Here is a 17,716-nt window from a genome sequence, read left to right on the forward strand (position 1 = left end):
CGGGCTAAAATCGGCAAAAACGTTCTTTAAATATTCGTTTCGATTTGGCGAAATTTGGCGAAAATCTCAAATTTGAGGAGCACTTTTTAGAGGCTCGCAAATTTTAGATAAAAGCTCACCGATAAATTTAAACGAAAAGATTAAATTTGACTCAAATTTAGCGCGCAAAAGCCAAGCGGCGCAAATTTGATCAAAATTTGAAATAAGTATAAAACACAAAACGAAAGGGGACAAAATGGCTACTGCTAAGCTAATCTGTGCGGTCATAGGCTTGATCGCCGTCGTGTTTTTATTGGTCAAAAAAAGAGAGACCAAAACCGTGCTCATCGGCGTGGGACTCGTACTCTGCGTCATCTGTCTAAATCCGCTCGGAGCGCTTGAGAGCTTTACGAAGTCGATGACTTCGGCCGGCCTTATTAAAGCCATTTGCGCCAGTATGGGCTTTGCCTACGTTATGAAGGTGACTAAGTGCGACCAGCACCTAGTTTTGCTACTTACCAAGCCGATGAAAAATATCGGATTTTTGTTGATTCCGGCTACCTTCGTGCTGACTTATTTTATCAACATCGCTATACCGTCGGCTGCGGGCTGCTCGGCTGCGGTCGGGGCTACGATGATACCTCTTTTGATGGCGTCGGGCGTACGTCCTGCGATGGCGGGAGCTGCGGTGTTTGCGGGAACGTTTGGCGGCGTGCTAAGCCCTGGCTCGGCGCACAATATCTTCGTAACCGACATGGTAAAAAAGACCAATGAAGCCTACACCGTCCAAGACGTCATCGGCGTTCAGTTTCCAAACGCCGTCGCTGCAGGCATCGTCGTTTTGATCGTGATTAGCTTGACGGCGATTATCTTTAAAGATTATCAAAAAGGACAGGATTTCTCGTCTAAATCTACAAGCAACGCGGGCGAAGCGACGCAGACGAAGGTAAATTTACTCTTTGCCCTAGCGCCTCTCATCCCGCTAGTTATCCTAGTCGTCGGCGGCACAAGCCTAAATAAAATTTCGTGGCTAGCATGGACGAAGATGGGCGTGGCCGAGGCTATGATCCTTGGCGCTATCATCGCGATTTTCATCACGTGGACGAGCCCTGAGAAGATCACCAAAGAGTTTTTTAACGGTATGGGCAGCGCATACGCCGAGGTTATGGGTATCATCATCGCAGCGGGCGTTTTCGTCGCGGGTCTAAAGGCGTGCGGCGCGATCGACGCGGTCACCGAGTGGCTAAAACACTCTCAGGAGTTCGTGCGCTACGGCGGTACTTTCGTGCCGTATCTCATGGGTACGGTTACGGGTTCTGGGGATGCGGCTACTATGGCGTTTAACCAAGCTATCACCGTTCATGCCGCAGATCTTGGCTTCGCGCAAGATAAACTAGGCATGGCCGCTGCTATCTCAGGCGCGCTAGGCCGCTCGTCGTCTCCTATCGCGGGTGCTGCGATCGTGTGCGCCGGTCTTGCGATGGTTAGCCCGGTCGAGATAGCTAAGCGAACGGCTCCGGCGATGGCGATAGCCGTGTGCGTTATAGCGTTTTTTATGCTCTAAATTTAGAGTTAAATTTGATAAAGTCGGCGCTTTGCCGACTTTTTCCATGGGTGGCGCTAGTCGTCCTTTTTTAAATCTCTAAATTTTAGAAAATTAGTTAAATTTAATCCTTGCGCGCCTCGTATCTCACAAGCAGGTACTTTTTCTATCAAATTTACCGAGTCAAATTTGCCGCGCAAAGGCGGTCAATGTTATTTTTGAGTAAATTCTTTATAGCGGTCGCAGGCTAGCTCGGGCTCCATTTCGCACGCTTTTTTGAGGTATTTTTCGGCTGCGTTTGCGTCCTCTTTGACGCCTCGTCCCTGTGCGTATAGGTTGCCTAGATTGTAGCACCCGCCGCCGTTGCCCATCTCGCACGCTTTGGCGTAAAATTCGCTAGCTTTTGCGTAGTCTTGCCTGGCGCCGCGTCCGTTTGCGTAGGCAAAGCCCAAATTTGAGCAGCCCGCTTCATCGCCCATATCGCACGCTTTGGCGTAAAGCTCGGCGGCTTTTTTGCTATCCTGCGCCACGCCGCTTCCGTTATCGTATAAAAAGCCCAAATTTGAACAGCCGGCGCCGTTACCTAGATTGCAAGCCTTTGAGTAGAGCTCGGCCGCCTTTTGATAGTCTTGCGAGGCTCCTTCCCTAGCGTTGTCGTACAAGACGCCAAGCTCGTAGCAGCTTGCGCCGTTTCCGCCGTCGCACTCCTTTTGTAGCGCGTCTAGATCGGCGCCGTTCATCAAAGCCGCAGTTACGACCAGGGTTAAAAACGTCTTTTTCATTAAATTTGCTCCTATTTAAAATCACTCTTTGCATTTTACGCAAAGCGAGCTTAAATTCGGGCGAGCGGGTTAAATTTGACGTAAATTTGGGTTAGCGCCGTAAAGGAGCGGGTCTCGGAGCGTAAGATAAAAGGCGGTTGCAAATTTGACCCTGATCGGATTTGCAGTGCTCAGGCGGGCAAAATGTCGCCGCAAGTCCGAGTGAGCCGAGCTAAATTCGTCTCGGCGACGGATCGCAAATTTAAAAAGCAGCCTAAAAATTTGAGCGCAAAGCACGCTTACTAAAAAGCGCATAAATTTAAAAACCGGCATTTTCAAAAAGCGCGTAAATTTCAGTTTGACTTTTAAAATTTGAGAGCGAATTCGCCCTCAAATTTGACCGAGTTTATTTCTCGGCTATGATTTTTACGATCTCGCAGATGACGTTGCTGGCCGCGCGTAGCGATTTTACCGGCAGGTACTCGTAGATGGAGTGAAAGTTGTGCGCGCCGGTAAAGAGATTCGGACACGGTACGCCCTTTTCCGAGATGACGGCGCCGTCGTAGCCGCCTCGCATCGGGATAACTTTTGGTTCTATGTTTAGCCGAGCGTAGGCTTGTTTTGCCGCGACGACCGGCAGGCTGTTTTCGCCGTCCGCTAGGTAGTTAAATACGTTTTTATAGCGGTCTTTTAGGCTGATTTGAATTCTGTGAGCGCCGTAAATTTTAGCAAACGAGTCGGAAAGATCTTGTAGAAATGCCATACGCTGCGCGTATTTTGCCTCGTTAAATTCGCGAACGTCCAGCTTTAGCACGGTCTTTGCGCTGTTGCCCGATAGCTCTTTGACCCAGTAGTAGCCCTCGACGCCGTCAGTGTACTCTGGTGCTTCGCCGCCGGGTAGCATCGAGATAAATTTATGCGCGAGCAACAATGAATTTACTAGCTTGCCCTTGGCGTTCATCGGGTGCGCGGACTGCCCGACGAAGGTCACGACCGCGTCGCCGGCGTTCCAGTTTTGATAAATCAGCTCGCCTATGCCGCAGCAGTCCAGGCAGTAAGCAAAATCGGCCTTTATCTCCGAGACTTCAAGCGCCTTGGCTCCGCGCAGGCCTTGCTCCTCGTCGGGTAAAAAGCCAAACGTCACGTCGCCGTGCTCTATTTGCGGATTTTGTATGAAGAACTGTGCGGCGTTTACGATGGCGGCGATCGCAGCCTTGTCGTCCGCACCTAGCAGGCTGGTGCCGTCCGTTACGATGAGATCGTCTCCGACGTAGTTGGCAAGCTCTGGAAATTCGCTAAGTTTTAGCGTTATGTCTAGCTCTTTATTTAGCGTGACGTCGCCGCCCTCGTAGCGCACGATTTGCGCTTTCGTGTCGTTTTTTTGCTCCGCGCTCGTATCAAGGTGCGCGAAAAACGCCACGGAGGGCAGCTTTTTAGCGGAATTTGACGGCAAAACGGCCGTGGTTATAGTGTTTTCTCGCCTTTTTATATTTTGCAAGCCAAGCTCCTTTAGCTCGCTTTCTATCAGCTTTGCCAGATCGTGCTCGGTAGGGTTTGAAGGCATGATGCCCGCCGCGCCCGCTTCGCGGTTTGTCGTTGTGTTGATCTTTGTATAGCGTAAAAATCTCTCGACTATGTCCATGTTCGCTCCTAAATTTGAGATAAAATTTATGAAATTATACTATCTTTTAATTAAGCTTAAAATAAAATTTTAATATTTTTGGGCAAGTTTAAAATTTAATCGGTATAATTCGCAAACTAAATTTAAAGGAGTAAAAATGCGAAATTTATGCTATGTGAGCGACCTTTCGGACTTTCATCAGGTTTTTTCGGCGACGCTGGGCAAGATGGCAACCGTGCAAGGTAGATTTGCTGATATCGTCGGCAACCTCGACTGGAACGTTGATTTTGATCGATGCGAGATAGCTTTCGGCGATCAAATTTACAAGATACAGTTTATCGGCAGCGAGTCAAACGTGAGCGACACGTGGCTGTGGGGACACGCGAACGTAAATAACTTTGGCGAGGAGGCGACGCGGTTTTCGGCGGAAGTGTTGCGCGCGGGGCTGGAGTGGGGTTTGCAGGCTTTTAGCGAGCCTAAGCTTTGAGCTTGATGAAACCTTTAACGGACATACGCTGTGTATCGCAGCGTGTGGAGTCGCTGACGAAAATTTATGCTACTACGGCTGCAGGCACGATAAGGGCTGTGCGTTTGTAGCGATCACCGACGCGCCGGATTTGCTTTTTGAGCCTCTTAGCGTGCACGAGTTTGTCAAAACAGCAAGCGGCTGCATACAAAATCACGACGTAGATCATAAAATTTTCATCAAAAGCTTTTTGGAATTTAACGGAGTCAAATTTGATGAAAACGTTGAAAAGGGCGGACTTTTTAAGAAAGCCAAAGACGAGATCGTAGCCAAATTTGACAAAGAGCTTTTGATTAAATTTGACGATAAGGGTAGGATAGTCGGGTTTAAATACGAATTTTAATTTGGGTGGTTTGAGCAAGGCGATGAGCTAAAAGCCCACCGCCTTAAATTTTACGAATGGAAGTGAAACTCGTCCGGGTGATCGAGGGCGTAGCGGAATTTCTCCATATCTACTTTTTTATCCCAGATCGAGATGATTAGGCAGCCTACGGCGTTGCCGCAGAGGTTTCCGACCGCGCGCATCTCGGACATAAATTTATCCACGCCAAGCAACACCGCAACCGTGACGACCGGGATACCTGCGCTAGGAAGCGCGGCAAGAGTACCCGCAAGTATGATAAATCCGGAGCCCGTGACGCCGACGGCGCCTTTGCTCGTTACCATCAAGATAACTAGAATTTGTATCAAATGCTCGACGGTTAGCGGGATACCGAAGGCTTGAGCGAGGAAAATAACGCTAAGCGATAGGTAGATGTTCGTACAGTCGAGGTTAAACGAGTATCCCGTCGGTATGATGAGTCCGACCGCGCCTCTGTGGATGCCCGCGGCTTCTAGCTTTTGCATGAGCGGAGCTAGCGCTGTCTCCGAGGAGCTCGTCGCAAATACGATCAAGACTTCTTTTGCGATGAAGCGCATAAATTTAAAGATATTAACCTTCGCAAAATAGCAAATCACGCCGAGAACTACGAATATAAAAAACAAGCTCGCAAACGCCATAACGAAAAGTAGCTCAAGCATACCCAAAAGCGAGTTGATGCCGAATTTACCGATCAAAAACGCCATCGCGGAAAATGCCGCGACCGGGCTAAATAGCATCAAAATCGTAAGCAGTTTTAGCACCCAGTGCTGAGCGATTTCAAGCGGTCTTAGGATTTTCTTCTTATAGTCGTGCTTTAAAAACGAAATCGCGACGGCCGTCACGATCGCCAAAAATAGCACTTGAAGCGTGTTTGATTTGATAAACGGATCAAGCAGATGCACGTAAGGGAAAATGCCGTCAACCGGTACCGCGCCGCGTAAAATATGAAGCGTATGCGCTAAAATTCCGCTATTTGCGTCTATATTTGAGGCTTGGCTCGTAAATTTTTCTACGCTAGAGGCGTCAAGCTGCGTGTAGTCAAGGTGCATGTCGTGACCCGGTCTTAGCGTCTCGCCAAAGATTATTCCCACGGCAAGGGCTATGGTGCTAACGACCTCAAAGTAGATAAATCCTTTAAGTCCGATGGAGCCCAGTTCCTTCATACTCTCAAGTCCGATGATGCCTGAGACTATCGTGAGGAAGATAATCGGTCCGATGAGGGCTTTTAAGGCTTTGATAAAGTAGTCGATGCCCGGCTTGCTCGCGATGCCTAGATCAGGGAACATCATACCGACCGCGATGCCTGCGACGATGCCGAAAACCACCCAAAACGCTAGGTTGGTAAACATTCTAATAAGAAAAGGTTTTTGCGGTTTTGCCGCGTTTGAAACGCTTGGGTTCAAGAGGTGTCCTTTAAAAATTATTAAAAAGCTATTTTAACAAATAAATTTATATAAAAAGATAAAATCACGGCGACTTTGGTCAAATTTTACCCGCCGCCGCAAATTTCATCAAATTTTACAAACTCTCTAAAATTTCGATCGAGTTTATCTTATCGCCTTGTCTGACGCTATCTAGAGTCTTTAGGCTAGGCTCGTCCACGATCTGTCCAAACACCGTATGTACGCCGTCAAGGTGCGGCTGCGCGCTGTGGCAGACGAAAAACTGACTGCCGCCCGTATCGCGTCCGGCGTGCGCCATAGATAGCGCTCCGCGTTTGTGCTTGTGTTTTTGGCCTACGCACTCGCATTTGATGCGCCAGCCCGGCCCTCCGGTGCCCGTACCGTGCGGGCAGCCGCCCTGGATCACGAAATTTGGGATCACGCGGTGGAAATTTAATCCGTCGTAAAAGCCGCTTTTGGCTAGGTGCGCGAAATTCGTCACCGCTTGCGGCGCTTCGTCGCCGTAAAGCTCGAGCTTCATATCGCCTTTTTCGGTGTGGATCACGGCAAATTTGAGCTTAGCAAGCTCGGCCGCGTCGATGTCGTAGATTTTTAGTTCGTCGTTTCTCATTTTATTCCTTAAATTTATTCGATATTTGTATAAACCGCTTGCACGTCGTCGTCGTCTTCGAGCTTATCAAGCAGCTTTTCTAGCTCGTTCATTTGCTCTTCGTTTAGGCTTACGGGTGAATTTGCGATGTATTGCAGGCTGGCTTTTTTGGCTTCAAGCCCCAGCTTTTCGATACCTTCGCTAAGAGTGCCAAAGCTTGCGTAATCGCCGTAGATATAAAGCACGCCGTCTTCCTCCTCGATCTCGGTTAGACCAAAGTCGATGAGCTCTAGCTCGATCTCGTCAAGCTCCTTTGCGGGCATATCAAGCTCAAAAACGCTCTTTCTCGTAAACATGAAATTTAGGCTTCCGCTAGGCAAAATTTCGCCGCCGTTTTTGCTAAATATCGCCTTGACGTTTGCGACCGTGCGAGTCGGGTTGTCGGTAGCGCACTCGACGATGATCTGCACGCCGTGAGCGCCCTTGCCGTCGTAAAAGATAGTCTTGATATCCGCGCTATCCTTGCCGCTGGCGCGTTTTATCGCCGCGTCGATGTTGTCTTTTGGCATATTTTGCGCTTTGGCCGCTGCTATCGCAGCGCGAAGTTTCGGGTTCATATCAGGCTCGGTGCCGCCCTCTTTAGCCGCCACGGTTATGGCTTTTGCGAGTTTTGGAAAAACCTTACTCATCTTGTCCCAGCGCGCTTCCTTCGCGGCGCGCCTATATTCAAACGCTCGTCCCATTTCGTTCCTTTAAAAATTTTTGCCCAATTATATCTAAAAAAATTTTGCATTTTTTTAAAAACGCGAGGTTTTGAGCGTATTAGCAAAAAATTTAGCTTTAAGTCCTATAATCCGAATATGATTTTAAATGCCCAAAAAGACGACGCCGCGCGCTGTATAGAGTTGTTAAATTTAGCTATGGAGGACATCGCTTTTACGCTTAGTGGCGTGAGCGACCCCGTTAAGAGCGATGAAATTTTGCATAAATTTTTTAGAAGCGAGATAAACCGCCTAAGCTACAACAACGTATTCGTTTTCAAATTTGACGGCGAGATCGCGGGTGCGATTTGCGCTTACGACGGAGGAGAGATTGAGGTATTGGATGAGCCTATTAGGGCACATTTGCGGATGCTTGGCTCAAACGAAGTTCCGCAGACGGAGTGCTTTGCGGATGAGCTATATATCGATAGTCTAGCCGTTGACGAGAGGTTTCGCGGACGAGGTATCGCAAAAGAGCTGATCAAATTTATCTTTACCCTCGCACCAAAACGAAATATCAAAAAAGTAGCCCTCATCGTCGATGAAAAAAAGCCTAAAACCATGGTTTTTTACGAGCGTTTGGGCTTTGAGACCGACTGCGAAATGATCATAAATTCTCACAAATACTACCATATGATAAAGGAGATAAGATGACTAAATTTAAGGTTGCTAATATCCACTGCGAAAACTGCGCAAACACCATAAAAAACGCTCTTGGCGATGAATACGGCGAGATAAAGGTCGATCTTGGCGTAGAGCCGAAGGTCGTGAGCGTAAATTTAGACGGTAAGGACGAGGCGAAATTTAAAGAGGAGCTGGATGATTTGGGATTTAGCGTCATAGAGAAAATTTGATGCAAAATATCAAACTAAACATCGCGGGCATGACCTGCGTAAACTGCTCAAACGCCATCGAGCGCGTAACCAAAAAGATCGCGGGCGTACTGGACGCTAAGGTCAGCTTCGCAAACGGCTCGGGCGAATTTGTCGTCGAAAACGCTCAGGTACAAGCTGCGATAGAGGAAAAAATAAAAAAGCTAGGCTACGGCGTGGCAAAGGATTTGGCGGAATTTGAAGCTAAGCGCGAGAAGCATATCTTAAATTTACGCCGAAATTTCCTAGCCGCCGCCGCTTTTAGCGCGGTGATCATGGCACTTGAGATGAGCGAGCAGCCAAGCGCGGCAAAATCAGCTATTATGCTGGCGCTTGCCTTTATCACGATAGCTACGTGCGGGCGGGATTTTTTCATCCATGCTTACGGCGCGCTAAAAAATAAAAATTTCGACATGAACGTACTCGTCGCGCTGGGCACTAGCACGGCGTTTGTGTACTCGCTGGGGGTTTTTATCGCGGGCGAGCGCCTACCCGAAAGCATGCGCCACCTCTACGTTTCTGGCGCGGCTATGATAACGGCTTTCGTGCTACTGGGTAAATTTTTAGAAGAACGTTCAAAAGCTCGGGCAGGCGATTATATAAAATCGCTCATGGATATGTCGCCAAAGACCGCTCTCGTACTACAAAAAGACGGTAGCGCGCTGGAAGTGGATGCAGTGAGCCTAAAAATAGGCGACATCGCGGTCGTAAAAAGCGGCTACGCGGTGCCTTGCGACGGAGTCGTGATAAACGGCGGCGCAGAGATCGATACCTCGATGCTAACGGGCGAGAGCCTGCCCGTCTATAAAAGGCAAGGCGACGAGGTCAATGCCGGGACCATAAATCTAAACGGCTACATAAACGTAAAGGTTACTAAGCCCGCTAATCAAACGCTTTTGTCGCAAATTCTAGAGCTTTTAAGCGACGCGTCGAGCAAAAAGATGCCTATCAGCCGCTTTGCCGACCGCGTGGCAAATATCTTCGTGCCTAGCGTGATAGCTATCGCTGTTGTTACGTTTTGCGCGTGGTTTGCTATTACGGGAAATGCGCTACAGGGCGTGCTAAGCGCGGTTTGCGTGCTGATTATCTCGTGTCCTTGCGCGCTGGGGCTAGCTACCCCGATAGCTATCGTCTCCTCGCTATCTCTGGGCGCTAAAAACGGAATCCTCATTAAAAACCCCGAGGTTTTAGAGGTTCTTGGCGGCGTGAAATACGCGGTATTTGATAAAACGGGCACGCTAACCAAGGGCGAAATTTCGGTAAATTTTACCGATATAAACGATGAAAATTTAGCCAAAATCGCCGCGCTAGAGGCTAAAAGTTCGCATCCGATATCAGCCGCTATCGTTAGATACGCAAACGAGCTGGGGCTTAAAATTTTAGGCGACGAAAAGGGCTTTGAAAATATCGCGGGACGCGGCGTAAAAAGCGACGATGAGAATGTGATAGCGGGCAACGAGGCATTTTTAAGCGAGCTTGGCGTAGAGATAAGCGTTCAGGCTAAAGAGCAAATCGCCAAAGCGCAAAACGAAGGAAACGGCGTAATACTCGCGGCCGTGGATAAAATTTACGTTGGATTTATAGCCCTTAGCGATACGGTAAAAGAAGACGCCGCACAGGCTATGCAAAGCCTAAAAAACGCCGGCGTAACGCCGGTAATGCTAACCGGAGATAACGCCTTTACCGCAAAAAACGTAGCGGGCAAGCTAGGCATAGAAAAGGTCTTTGCCGGCATGTTGCCTAATGAAAAATTTGAAACCATAAAACGCCTGCAAGAAGAGGGCGGAGTGCTGTTTGTCGGCGACGGTATCAACGACGCCGCACCGCTAAAGCAAGCAAATGCGGGCATCGCGATGAGTAGCGGCGCGGACATCGCAAAAGACGCCGGCGACGTAGTTTTGGTAAAAAACGATCTAAAAAGCGCGGTAGCTACGATAAATTTAGCCAACGAGACGATGAAAACGGTAAAGCAAAATTTATTTTGGGCGTTTGTTTATAACGCCGTTTGTATCCCCGTCGCGGCGGGAGTTTTTGCGCCGCTAGGATTTATGCTAACGCCTGTTTACGGGGCTGCGGCGATGTGCTTTAGCTCGGTTACTGTCGTGTTAAATTCGATCAGATTACGATTTAAGCAAATCTAAAATTTAGCCTAAATTTTGTAAAATCCCGCAAAAAACACAAAGGAAAACGATGAATTTAGGTAAATTTTATGCCGTGATCGCAAGGATATTTGCGTTAAATTTCGCTCTACCGCCGAGCGCGAAGCTTTTTAGCGAGTTAAATAAAAATCCAAAATGGATAATAACAAACGATAGCGAAGCAAACGCCAAAGGACGAGCGCTATACGAGGAGTCGATAAAAACTGAAAGCACCCTAGAGATCGCGAAAGACTTCGCAAATTTGAAAAAATATTTTAACGCGGAGTTCTTTTTCGAGGGCGATAAGGCGCGGCTTGATGGATTTTATAAAAAATGCAAATTTAGCCCGAATTTAAACGTCAGCGCGCTTGATAGCGTAACGAACGAGCTCTCGTTTTTCTCCTCCGTCGTCGAGCTAAAACAAGACGAGCAGACGAAGGAAATTTTGGGCGTTTTGCTAAGCTCGTATCTGCTACCGTACGCAAAAAAGCTAGCCCCGGTCCTGCAAAACGAAGCAAAAAGTAAATTTTACCGCGCGATGGGGTATCTTTTCGAGGATTTTGCGAGCGGCATCGAAAATACGCTAAAAGTCAAAGTCGTGCCTAGATGAGTTGGTGGAACGACTTTTATATAAATTTTGATCCCGTCGCGTTTGAGCTGTTTGGCATCAAGGTGCACTGGTACGGGATAATGTACGTCCTAGCGCTGCTCGTGGCGCTCGGGATGGCTAAATTTATCGTCAAGCGCGATAATATGCAAATTTCAAATTCGCTGCTTGATAACTATTTCTTTTGGGTGGAAATCGGCGTGATACTGGGCGCGAGGCTCGGCTACATCGTCATTTACGATCCAAATACCGCTTATTATCTCACTCACCCTTGGCAGATTTTTAACCCCTTTCACAACGGCGAATTCGTCGGTATCCGTGGTATGAGCTATCACGGCGCGGTGGTCGGGTTTTTGATAGCGACATGGGCTTTTTGCCGTAAATTTAAGCAAAATTTGTGGCAGCTTTTGGACCTCGTCGCGCTTAGCATTCCACTTGGATATTTTTTCGGTCGTATCGGAAATTTTTTAAATCAAGAGCTGTTCGGTCGTATCACGGACGTCTCATGGGCGATCAACGTCGCGGGACAGATGCGCCATCCGTCGCAAATTTACGAAGCCGTTTTAGAGGGGCTTGCTGTTTTTGCGATTCTTTTTATTTATAGAAAATTTAAAAAATTTGACGGCGAACTTATAGCTCTTTATGCCATACTTTATACATTTGCCAGATTTGTCTGCGAGTTCTTTAGAGAGCCTGATTTCGGTATCGGCTTTGTATTTTTAAATTTATCTATGGGGCAGATACTATCCTTTTTAATGTTTGCGTGCGGGATTTTCCTTTATATTATCTTAAATAAAAAATATACAAAATTTTAAAAGGTTTTTAAAGTAATTTGCGATACTATTACACCGTTTTTCTAGTATCATAATTTAATTTTCTCTTAAGTTATGATAATTTATTTCAATTTTATAGGAGGGCTCATGAGTGGGCTAATCGAGGGCTTCTTAGGTAGGCAAGCGGATACGAAAAAAAGTCGTACTCCTGCCGTTTGGGACAGATGGCAAAGTATAACGGGACTGATTTTGGCCTGTTTTATTTTGTGTCACATGGTATTTACCTCTACCATTTTATTCGGCAAGGGCGCATTTAACGCCGTTGTAGGTTTCGCGGAGGCTAAATTTTTATTCGGCGAGGCTACGTGGTGGATCACTAACGTTATCGCTGCGGTAATATTTGTCATTTTTATCGCTCACGCATTTTTAGCGGTGAGAAAATTCCCTGCAAACTACAGACAATATATCATGTTTAGAGGTCACAAAGACCGCATGAAACACCTTGATACTACGCTTTGGTGGTTTCAGTTTTTAACCGGTTTTGCTCTATTTTTCGCAGCCAGCGCGCACTTAGTCGATATAATCTTCGGCGGACACATCACTGCCGATAAATCAGCGGCCGCATTTCATCAACTAGAAATTTTCTACTTCGCTTTACTTGTATTTATGGTCGTTCACGCCGGCGTGGGAATGTACCGCCTATATGTAAAATGGATAAGTATCGACGGAGTAAACAAACAAGAGATGTTCGCAAAAAGAAATAAAGCCAAAACTGCGATATTTGCGGTTTTTGGAGTGCTCGCGGTCATCGCGCTGATCGCCGATTTCGTGTGGATCAGTCTTTAGGAAAAGGAGCTTTGAAAAATGAACGTAAAATATTATGATGCATTAGTTATCGGAGGCGGTCTAGCGGGGCTTCGAGCTGCCGTTGCCGCTGGAGAAAAGGGGCTAAGTACGGTAGTTTTAAGCCTAATTCCGGTTAAGCGCTCGCACTCTGCGGCTGCGCAAGGCGGTATGCAAGCCTCTTTGGGAAATTCAAAAATGAGCGAAGGCGACAACGAGGACGTACACTTTGCCGACACGGTAAAAGGTAGCGACTGGGGCTGCGATCAGCAAGTTGCACGTATGTTTTGTCAAACTGCGCCTAAGGCGATCCGCGAGTTAGCAGCTTGGGGCGTGCCTTGGACTCGTATAACAAAAGGCGAGAGAAGCGCTATCATCAACGCTCAAAAAACGACTATCGTAGAAAAAGAAGAGGTCCACGGACTCATCCACTCTCGCGACTTTGGCGGAACTAAAAAATGGAGAACATGCTTTACGGCAGACGCCACCGGACACACTATGCTTTTTGCCGTAGCAAATGAAGCTCTAAAGCACAACGTCGAAATCCACGACAGAAAAGAAGCTATCGCGCTAATCCACGCAAACAACCGCTGTTACGGCGCGATCGTTCGCGATCTAGTTAACGGCGAGATCACGGCATACGTCGCAAAAGGTACTCTAATCGCTACGGGCGGCTACGGTAGGGTTTATAAACACACTACAAACGCCGTAGTTTGCGAAGGTATCGGCGCGGCTATCGCACTTGAGACCGGCGTAGCTCAGCTAGGAAATATGGAAGCGGTGCAGTTTCACCCGACTCCGATCGTTCCAAGCGGTATCTTGCTAACGGAAGGTTGCCGCGGCGACGGCGGAATTTTACGTGACGTAGACGGATATCGCTTTATGCCCGACTACGAGCCTGAGAAAAAAGAACTAGCTAGCCGCGACGTCGTAAGCCGCCGCATCATGGAGCATATCCGCGCAGGCAAGGGCGTACCTAGCCCATACGGATATCACGTTTGGCTAGATATCTCGATCCTAGGACGCGAGCATATCGAGAAAAATTTACGCGACGTTCAAGAAATTTGCGAAATTTTTAACGGTATCGATCCTGCTGACACCGAAGTATATACCGACGAGAACGGACGACAGCGCGGTAAAGGCTGGGCGCCGATCCTTCCTATGCAGCACTACTCTATGGGCGGCATAAAAACTAAGCCTACAGGCGAGAGTCCGACGCTAGCGGGTCTATTTAGCGCCGGCGAGGCTGCTTGCTGGGATATGCACGGATTTAACCGTCTAGGCGGCAACTCCGTTTCTGAAACGGTCGTAGCTGGTATGATAGTTGGTGATTATTTTGCCGACTACTGCGGTAGTCACGAGATCGAGATAAATACCAACGATATCGAAAAATTCGTTAAAAAAGAGGAAGACTATCTAAAGAGCCTAGTGGAAAAAGAAGGCAAATTTAACGTATTTGAGATCAAAAACAAGATGAAAGATATCATGTGGGAGCACGTGGCGATCTTTAGAACGGGCGAAGGTCTAGCCGTGGCGGTAAAAGAGCTTGAAGAGCTTTATAAACAATCTTTAGACGTTAAAGTCGCAAACAAGGCGCTTTTTGGCAACCCTGAGCTTGAGGAAGCCTACCGCGTACCGAAAATGCTAAAACTGGCACTTTGTATAGCAAAAGGCGCGCTTGATCGCACCGAGAGTCGCGGAGCGCACTGCCGCGAAGACTATCCGAAACGCGACGACCTAAACTGGCTAAACAGAACTCTAACTAGCTGGAAAGAGGGCGATACGCTACCGACTATCGTGTATGAGCCGCTTGATATTATGAAAATGGAAATTCCGCCGGCATTCCGCGGATATGGAGCTAAGGGTAACATCATCGAGCACCCGGACAGCGCCGTACGCCAAGCGCAGGTCGATGAGATCCGCGCCAAAATGGAAGCCGAAGGCAAAGGCAGATACGAGATCCAAGAAGCGCTAATGCACTATGATCTTCAGCCTAAATATAAAGCACCAAACGAAAGAGCAGGAATAGGATATGAGTAGAAAAATAACCATAAAAGCATTTAAATATAATCCGTTAAGCAAAATTTCAAAGCCGCATTTCGCGACCTACGAGCTAGAGGAAACCGACGGCATGACGCTTTTTATAGCGTTAAATCAAATTCGCGAGAAATTTGACCCGGATCTTAGCTTTGACTTCGTTTGTCGCGCCGGTATCTGCGGTAGCTGCGGTATGCTAGTTAACGGTACGCCAAAGCTTGCTTGCCGTACGCTAACCAAAGACTATCCAAACGGCGTGATCGAGCTTATGCCTCTGCCGGTATTTAAGCTACTAAAAGACCTAAGCGTAGACACGGGCAACTGGATGAACGCGATGAGTAAGCGCGTGGAGAGCTGGATACACACCGACCACGAGACCGATATCTCTAAGCTTGAGGAAAAGGTTGAGCCCGAAGTGGCGCAGGAAGTATTTGAGCTTGACCGCTGCATCGAGTGCGGTATCTGCGTGGCTGCGTGCGGTACGGCTATCATGAGGCCTGATTTCATCGGTGCGGTCGGACTTAACCGCGTAGCTAGATTTAAAATCGACGCGCTTGATAAGCGAACCGACGAGGACTTTTACGAGCTTATCGGCGACGATGACGGCGTGTTTGGCTGTATGACTTTGCTAGGCTGCGAGGATAACTGCCCTAAACACCTCCCGCTACAAAGCAGGATCGCGTATATGCGCAGAAAGATGGCTGTAATAAAGTAGCCAAGGGGTCTTAGGACCCCTTTTAAATTTCACTTCAAATTTTACTTTTATTTCTATTTTACTTCTCTCAAATTTTAGCGTCAAATTTATTTTTTAATTTGGTTAAATTTGTTCAAATTTAATGATGCTTGTAGTATTTAAGTTTTTCAAAATATGCAGATATATGAAAGGGTCAAATTTTGCCTAAATCTAAATTTGATTACGGTTTTTTTACACTCGGTTTTTGCCTGCTTTGATTTGCCGGTATAAATTTAGAAATTGTATCTATTTGAATGTAAGGCTTAGAGTATTTAATTATTTTTGCTTTAGACGATAAAATATGCTTCTTTTCTTGAAAGCGCATATAAATTTATAATAAGGAAAAACAATTTTAAGCTTGTGTTTTGAAGTCTTTTGAAACCTCGTGAAAATGTTAAATGGTGGAAGCGAGGGGGATCGAACCCCTGTCCAAAAACAAACCGATTACAGCCTCTACACGCTTAGCAAAAGTGAAAATTTCATCTAAAAGGGCTCACTTTCCAAAACCTTATTTTAGACTAAGACAAGATTTCGGCTAGCAGCTCGTCAGGCCGCCAGCCTACGCTAGCTAGGGTTACTCGCCGTTATCTTAGCTAGTATCGGACTAGGCGAGGCTCAACTGAACTTACGCAGCTTTAGCGTAAGCAGGAGCGTAGTTAACGTTGTTTGCGTTTAAATTTATTTGAGCTTTTTACGCTTTGCTCAAAGCGACGTGCCACCGTGACCGCTCTGCTCCTGTCGAAGCCAAGTCGCTCCCGTAAGAATAGGCTAAATTTAGCCTTGTTTTAAAGGTTGTGGATTATATTATTTTTTGTATTTTTTGTCAAACGTCTAGTTTTTGGGGGATTTTTACGATATTTGTATCCAAAACTCCGAAAAACTCCGCATCGGTTTCTATATCGTTTTTGTATTTTTCAAACTGATCGCTCACCAAAAGTAACCAGTCTACAAAGTCGTCGTTTGCGGGCCCTTGTAGCTCTCTAGCCTCGCCGCAAATTTCCTCTGCCAATGTCGTTAGCTTAAATATCGGATTGAGCTTCATAAAGCTCGAGGCGGACTTGATATTATGAAAAATTCTAAAAAGCTCATTGATATTGGCGTTATATCTATCGTTTCTAGCTAGCCCGATGATGAGAGGTTCCATCAGGTCGCACATCAAGGAGTAATGCGACAAAAACTCCTCCACAATATCGTAAGAGTAGTCTATCTCGAGGCTTTTTAGTATTCCCATTTATTTTCCTTAAAATTATTGCCCTGATTGTATCATTTTTTTGATAAAATTAAAAATAAAATACCTAAATTTAAGGATGAAATTTATGTTAAAAAATGATAAAAAAGTTACAATTTATGATATAATTAACAAAAAGGGCGTAGAGCCCATCGTTATGATCACGGCTTACGACGCTCTTTTTGCGCGGCTTTTTGACGATTACGTCGACATTATCTTGGTAGGCGACAGTCTAAATATGAGCTTTAACGGCAAAAAAGACACCCTTAGCCTAAAAATGAATGACGCGCTTTACCACGTTAAGGCCGTTTTGCAGGGCGCAAAGCACGCTTTTGTCGTGGCCGATATGCCCTTTGGTAGCTATCAGGACGAAAAATCCGCGTTAAAAAACGCGACTAAACTTATCAAAGCCGGCGTGGACGCGGTCAAATTTGAAGGCGGTCTAAAAGCCGCTCCTATCGTGAAAAGGCTCGTTGGCGAGGGCATAAACGTGATGGCCCACATCGGGCTGATGCCGCAGTTTGTGCGAAACGAAGGCGGCTACAAGATAAAAGGACGAAGCGAGGCTGACGAGTTACGCCTGATCGAAGAGGCAAAAGCTCTCGAGCGCGCGGGAGCGTTCTCAGCCGTGGTCGAGGGTACGTTAAGCCCGGTTGCGGCAAAGGTCGCAAAGAGCGTGCAAATGCCTATCATCGGTATCGGGGCGGGTGTCGACGTAGACGGACAGGTGCTCGTGTGGAGCGATATGCTCGGGTTTTTTAACGAGTTTAAGCCAAAATTCGTCAAGCACTATCTTGACGGCTCAAATTTGGTGCGAACGGCGGTAGAAGCCTACGCTCGCGAAGTTAGAGAAAAGACCTTTCCGAGCGAGGAGTTCGAGTATAAAATTTAGCTTGTTTTGGGTAAATCTAGTCGGCGGGGTAAATTTGATCACCCGGCAA

18 protein-coding genes and 1 other RNA gene are annotated in these 17,716 nt (G+C 47.0%); 12 read left to right on the forward strand and 7 right to left on the reverse strand.

Annotated features, from left to right (window positions below; genetic code table 11):
• Nucleotides 1-235 precede the first annotated feature (235 nt).
• On the forward strand, nt 236-1,543 hold the full coding sequence (dcuC, locus tag ACTTJF_RS01070) for a C4-dicarboxylate transporter DcuC (RefSeq protein WP_442550379.1): 1,308 nt from the start codon (nt 236-238) through the stop codon (nt 1,541-1,543).
• A gap of 191 nt (nt 1,544-1,734) precedes the next feature.
• Here dcuC and ACTTJF_RS01075 read toward each other — a convergent pair whose 3' ends face one another.
• Together ACTTJF_RS01075 and pepT are read right to left on the reverse strand one after the other, a co-directional pair.
• Complete coding sequence (locus ACTTJF_RS01075) at nt 1,735-2,304, reverse strand: tetratricopeptide repeat protein (RefSeq protein WP_442550380.1); 570 nt, start codon at nt 2,302-2,304, stop codon at nt 1,735-1,737.
• 385 nt (nt 2,305-2,689) lie between these two features.
• Nucleotides 2,690-3,925 carry a peptidase T gene (pepT, locus tag ACTTJF_RS01080; RefSeq protein WP_442550381.1) on the reverse strand — a complete coding sequence of 412 codons (1,236 nt, stop codon included), beginning with the start codon at nt 3,923-3,925 and terminating at the stop codon, nt 2,690-2,692.
• Nucleotides 3,926-4,061: 136 nt separating this feature from the next.
• Between pepT and ACTTJF_RS01085 the strand changes: the two genes are divergently transcribed.
• Both ACTTJF_RS01085 and ACTTJF_RS01090 read left to right on the forward strand, forming a co-directional pair.
• Nucleotides 4,062-4,391, forward strand: coding sequence for a DUF6882 domain-containing protein (locus tag ACTTJF_RS01085; protein WP_442550382.1), 330 nt, complete (start codon nt 4,062-4,064; stop codon nt 4,389-4,391).
• Nucleotides 4,303-4,773, forward strand: a complete 471-nt coding sequence (locus ACTTJF_RS01090; protein ID WP_442550383.1) for a hypothetical protein — start codon at nt 4,303-4,305, stop codon at nt 4,771-4,773. The genes ACTTJF_RS01085 and ACTTJF_RS01090 overlap by 89 nt, the downstream gene beginning before the upstream one ends.
• 50 nt (nt 4,774-4,823) lie before the next feature.
• On the opposite strand, the gene ACTTJF_RS01095 is transcribed toward ACTTJF_RS01090, so the two are convergent.
• The 3 genes from ACTTJF_RS01095 to ACTTJF_RS01105 all read right to left on the reverse strand — a co-directional run bounded on the left by ACTTJF_RS01095 (nt 4,824) and on the right by ACTTJF_RS01105 (nt 7,526).
• Nucleotides 4,824-6,194 (reverse strand): cation:dicarboxylate symporter family transporter, encoded by a 1,371-nt coding sequence (locus ACTTJF_RS01095; protein ID WP_442550384.1) that lies wholly within the window; start codon nt 6,192-6,194, stop codon nt 4,824-4,826.
• A 115-nt stretch (nt 6,195-6,309) separates the two neighbouring features.
• On the reverse strand, nt 6,310-6,804 hold the full coding sequence (locus ACTTJF_RS01100; protein WP_442550385.1) for a peptidylprolyl isomerase: 495 nt from the start codon (nt 6,802-6,804) through the stop codon (nt 6,310-6,312).
• 14 nt (nt 6,805-6,818) lie between these two features.
• Complete coding sequence (locus tag ACTTJF_RS01105) at nt 6,819-7,526, reverse strand: YebC/PmpR family DNA-binding transcriptional regulator (RefSeq protein WP_315017303.1); 708 nt, start codon at nt 7,524-7,526, stop codon at nt 6,819-6,821.
• A gap of 117 nt (nt 7,527-7,643) precedes the next feature.
• Between ACTTJF_RS01105 and ACTTJF_RS01110 the strand changes: the two genes are divergently transcribed.
• The 8 genes from ACTTJF_RS01110 to ACTTJF_RS01145 all read left to right on the forward strand — a co-directional run bounded on the left by ACTTJF_RS01110 (nt 7,644) and on the right by ACTTJF_RS01145 (nt 15,529).
• A complete protein-coding gene (locus ACTTJF_RS01110; RefSeq protein WP_442550386.1) occupies nt 7,644-8,198 on the forward strand; it encodes a GNAT family N-acetyltransferase in 555 nt (184 codons plus the stop codon).
• Entirely contained in the window at nt 8,195-8,398 is a 204-nt protein-coding gene (locus ACTTJF_RS01115) for a heavy-metal-associated domain-containing protein (RefSeq protein ID WP_276709847.1), read from the forward strand. The genes ACTTJF_RS01110 and ACTTJF_RS01115 overlap by 4 nt, the downstream gene beginning before the upstream one ends.
• Nucleotides 8,398-10,557, forward strand: coding sequence for a heavy metal translocating P-type ATPase (locus ACTTJF_RS01120; RefSeq protein WP_442550387.1), 2,160 nt, complete (start codon nt 8,398-8,400; stop codon nt 10,555-10,557). Before ACTTJF_RS01115 ends, ACTTJF_RS01120 begins: the two co-directional genes overlap by 1 nt.
• A 49-nt stretch (nt 10,558-10,606) precedes the next feature.
• Nucleotides 10,607-11,164 (forward strand): hypothetical protein, encoded by a 558-nt coding sequence (locus ACTTJF_RS01125; RefSeq protein WP_442550388.1) that lies wholly within the window; start codon nt 10,607-10,609, stop codon nt 11,162-11,164.
• Nucleotides 11,161-11,976 carry a prolipoprotein diacylglyceryl transferase gene (gene lgt / locus ACTTJF_RS01130; protein ID WP_442550389.1) on the forward strand — a complete coding sequence of 272 codons (816 nt, stop codon included), beginning with the start codon at nt 11,161-11,163 and terminating at the stop codon, nt 11,974-11,976. The genes ACTTJF_RS01125 and lgt overlap by 4 nt, the downstream gene beginning before the upstream one ends.
• A 105-nt stretch (nt 11,977-12,081) precedes the next feature.
• Nucleotides 12,082-12,780 carry a fumarate reductase cytochrome b subunit gene (locus ACTTJF_RS01135; RefSeq protein WP_314068743.1) on the forward strand — a complete coding sequence of 233 codons (699 nt, stop codon included), beginning with the start codon at nt 12,082-12,084 and terminating at the stop codon, nt 12,778-12,780.
• 18 nt (nt 12,781-12,798) lie between these two features.
• On the forward strand, nt 12,799-14,817 hold the full coding sequence (locus ACTTJF_RS01140) for a fumarate reductase flavoprotein subunit (protein ID WP_314068742.1): 2,019 nt from the start codon (nt 12,799-12,801) through the stop codon (nt 14,815-14,817).
• Nucleotides 14,810-15,529, forward strand: coding sequence for a fumarate reductase iron-sulfur subunit (locus tag ACTTJF_RS01145; protein WP_002953066.1), 720 nt, complete (start codon nt 14,810-14,812; stop codon nt 15,527-15,529). Before ACTTJF_RS01140 ends, ACTTJF_RS01145 begins: the two co-directional genes overlap by 8 nt.
• 417 nt (nt 15,530-15,946) lie before the next feature.
• Here ACTTJF_RS01145 and ssrA read toward each other — a convergent pair.
• Nucleotides 15,947-16,304: a transfer-messenger RNA gene (ssrA, locus tag ACTTJF_RS01150) on the reverse strand.
• A gap of 66 nt (nt 16,305-16,370) precedes the next feature.
• On the reverse strand, nt 16,371-16,778 hold the full coding sequence (locus ACTTJF_RS01155; RefSeq protein ID WP_442550390.1) for an Hpt domain-containing protein: 408 nt from the start codon (nt 16,776-16,778) through the stop codon (nt 16,371-16,373).
• 85 nt (nt 16,779-16,863) lie between these two features.
• Between ACTTJF_RS01155 and panB the strand changes: the two genes are divergently transcribed.
• Entirely contained in the window at nt 16,864-17,667 is an 804-nt protein-coding gene (gene panB / locus ACTTJF_RS01160) for a 3-methyl-2-oxobutanoate hydroxymethyltransferase (protein ID WP_442550391.1), read from the forward strand.
• The last annotated feature ends 49 nt before the right edge of the window (nt 17,668-17,716 follow it).

Origin of the sequence: Campylobacter sp. (genome assembly GCF_052170435.1) — a bacterium.
Taxonomy (GTDB): Bacteria; Campylobacterota; Campylobacteria; order Campylobacterales; family Campylobacteraceae; genus Campylobacter_A.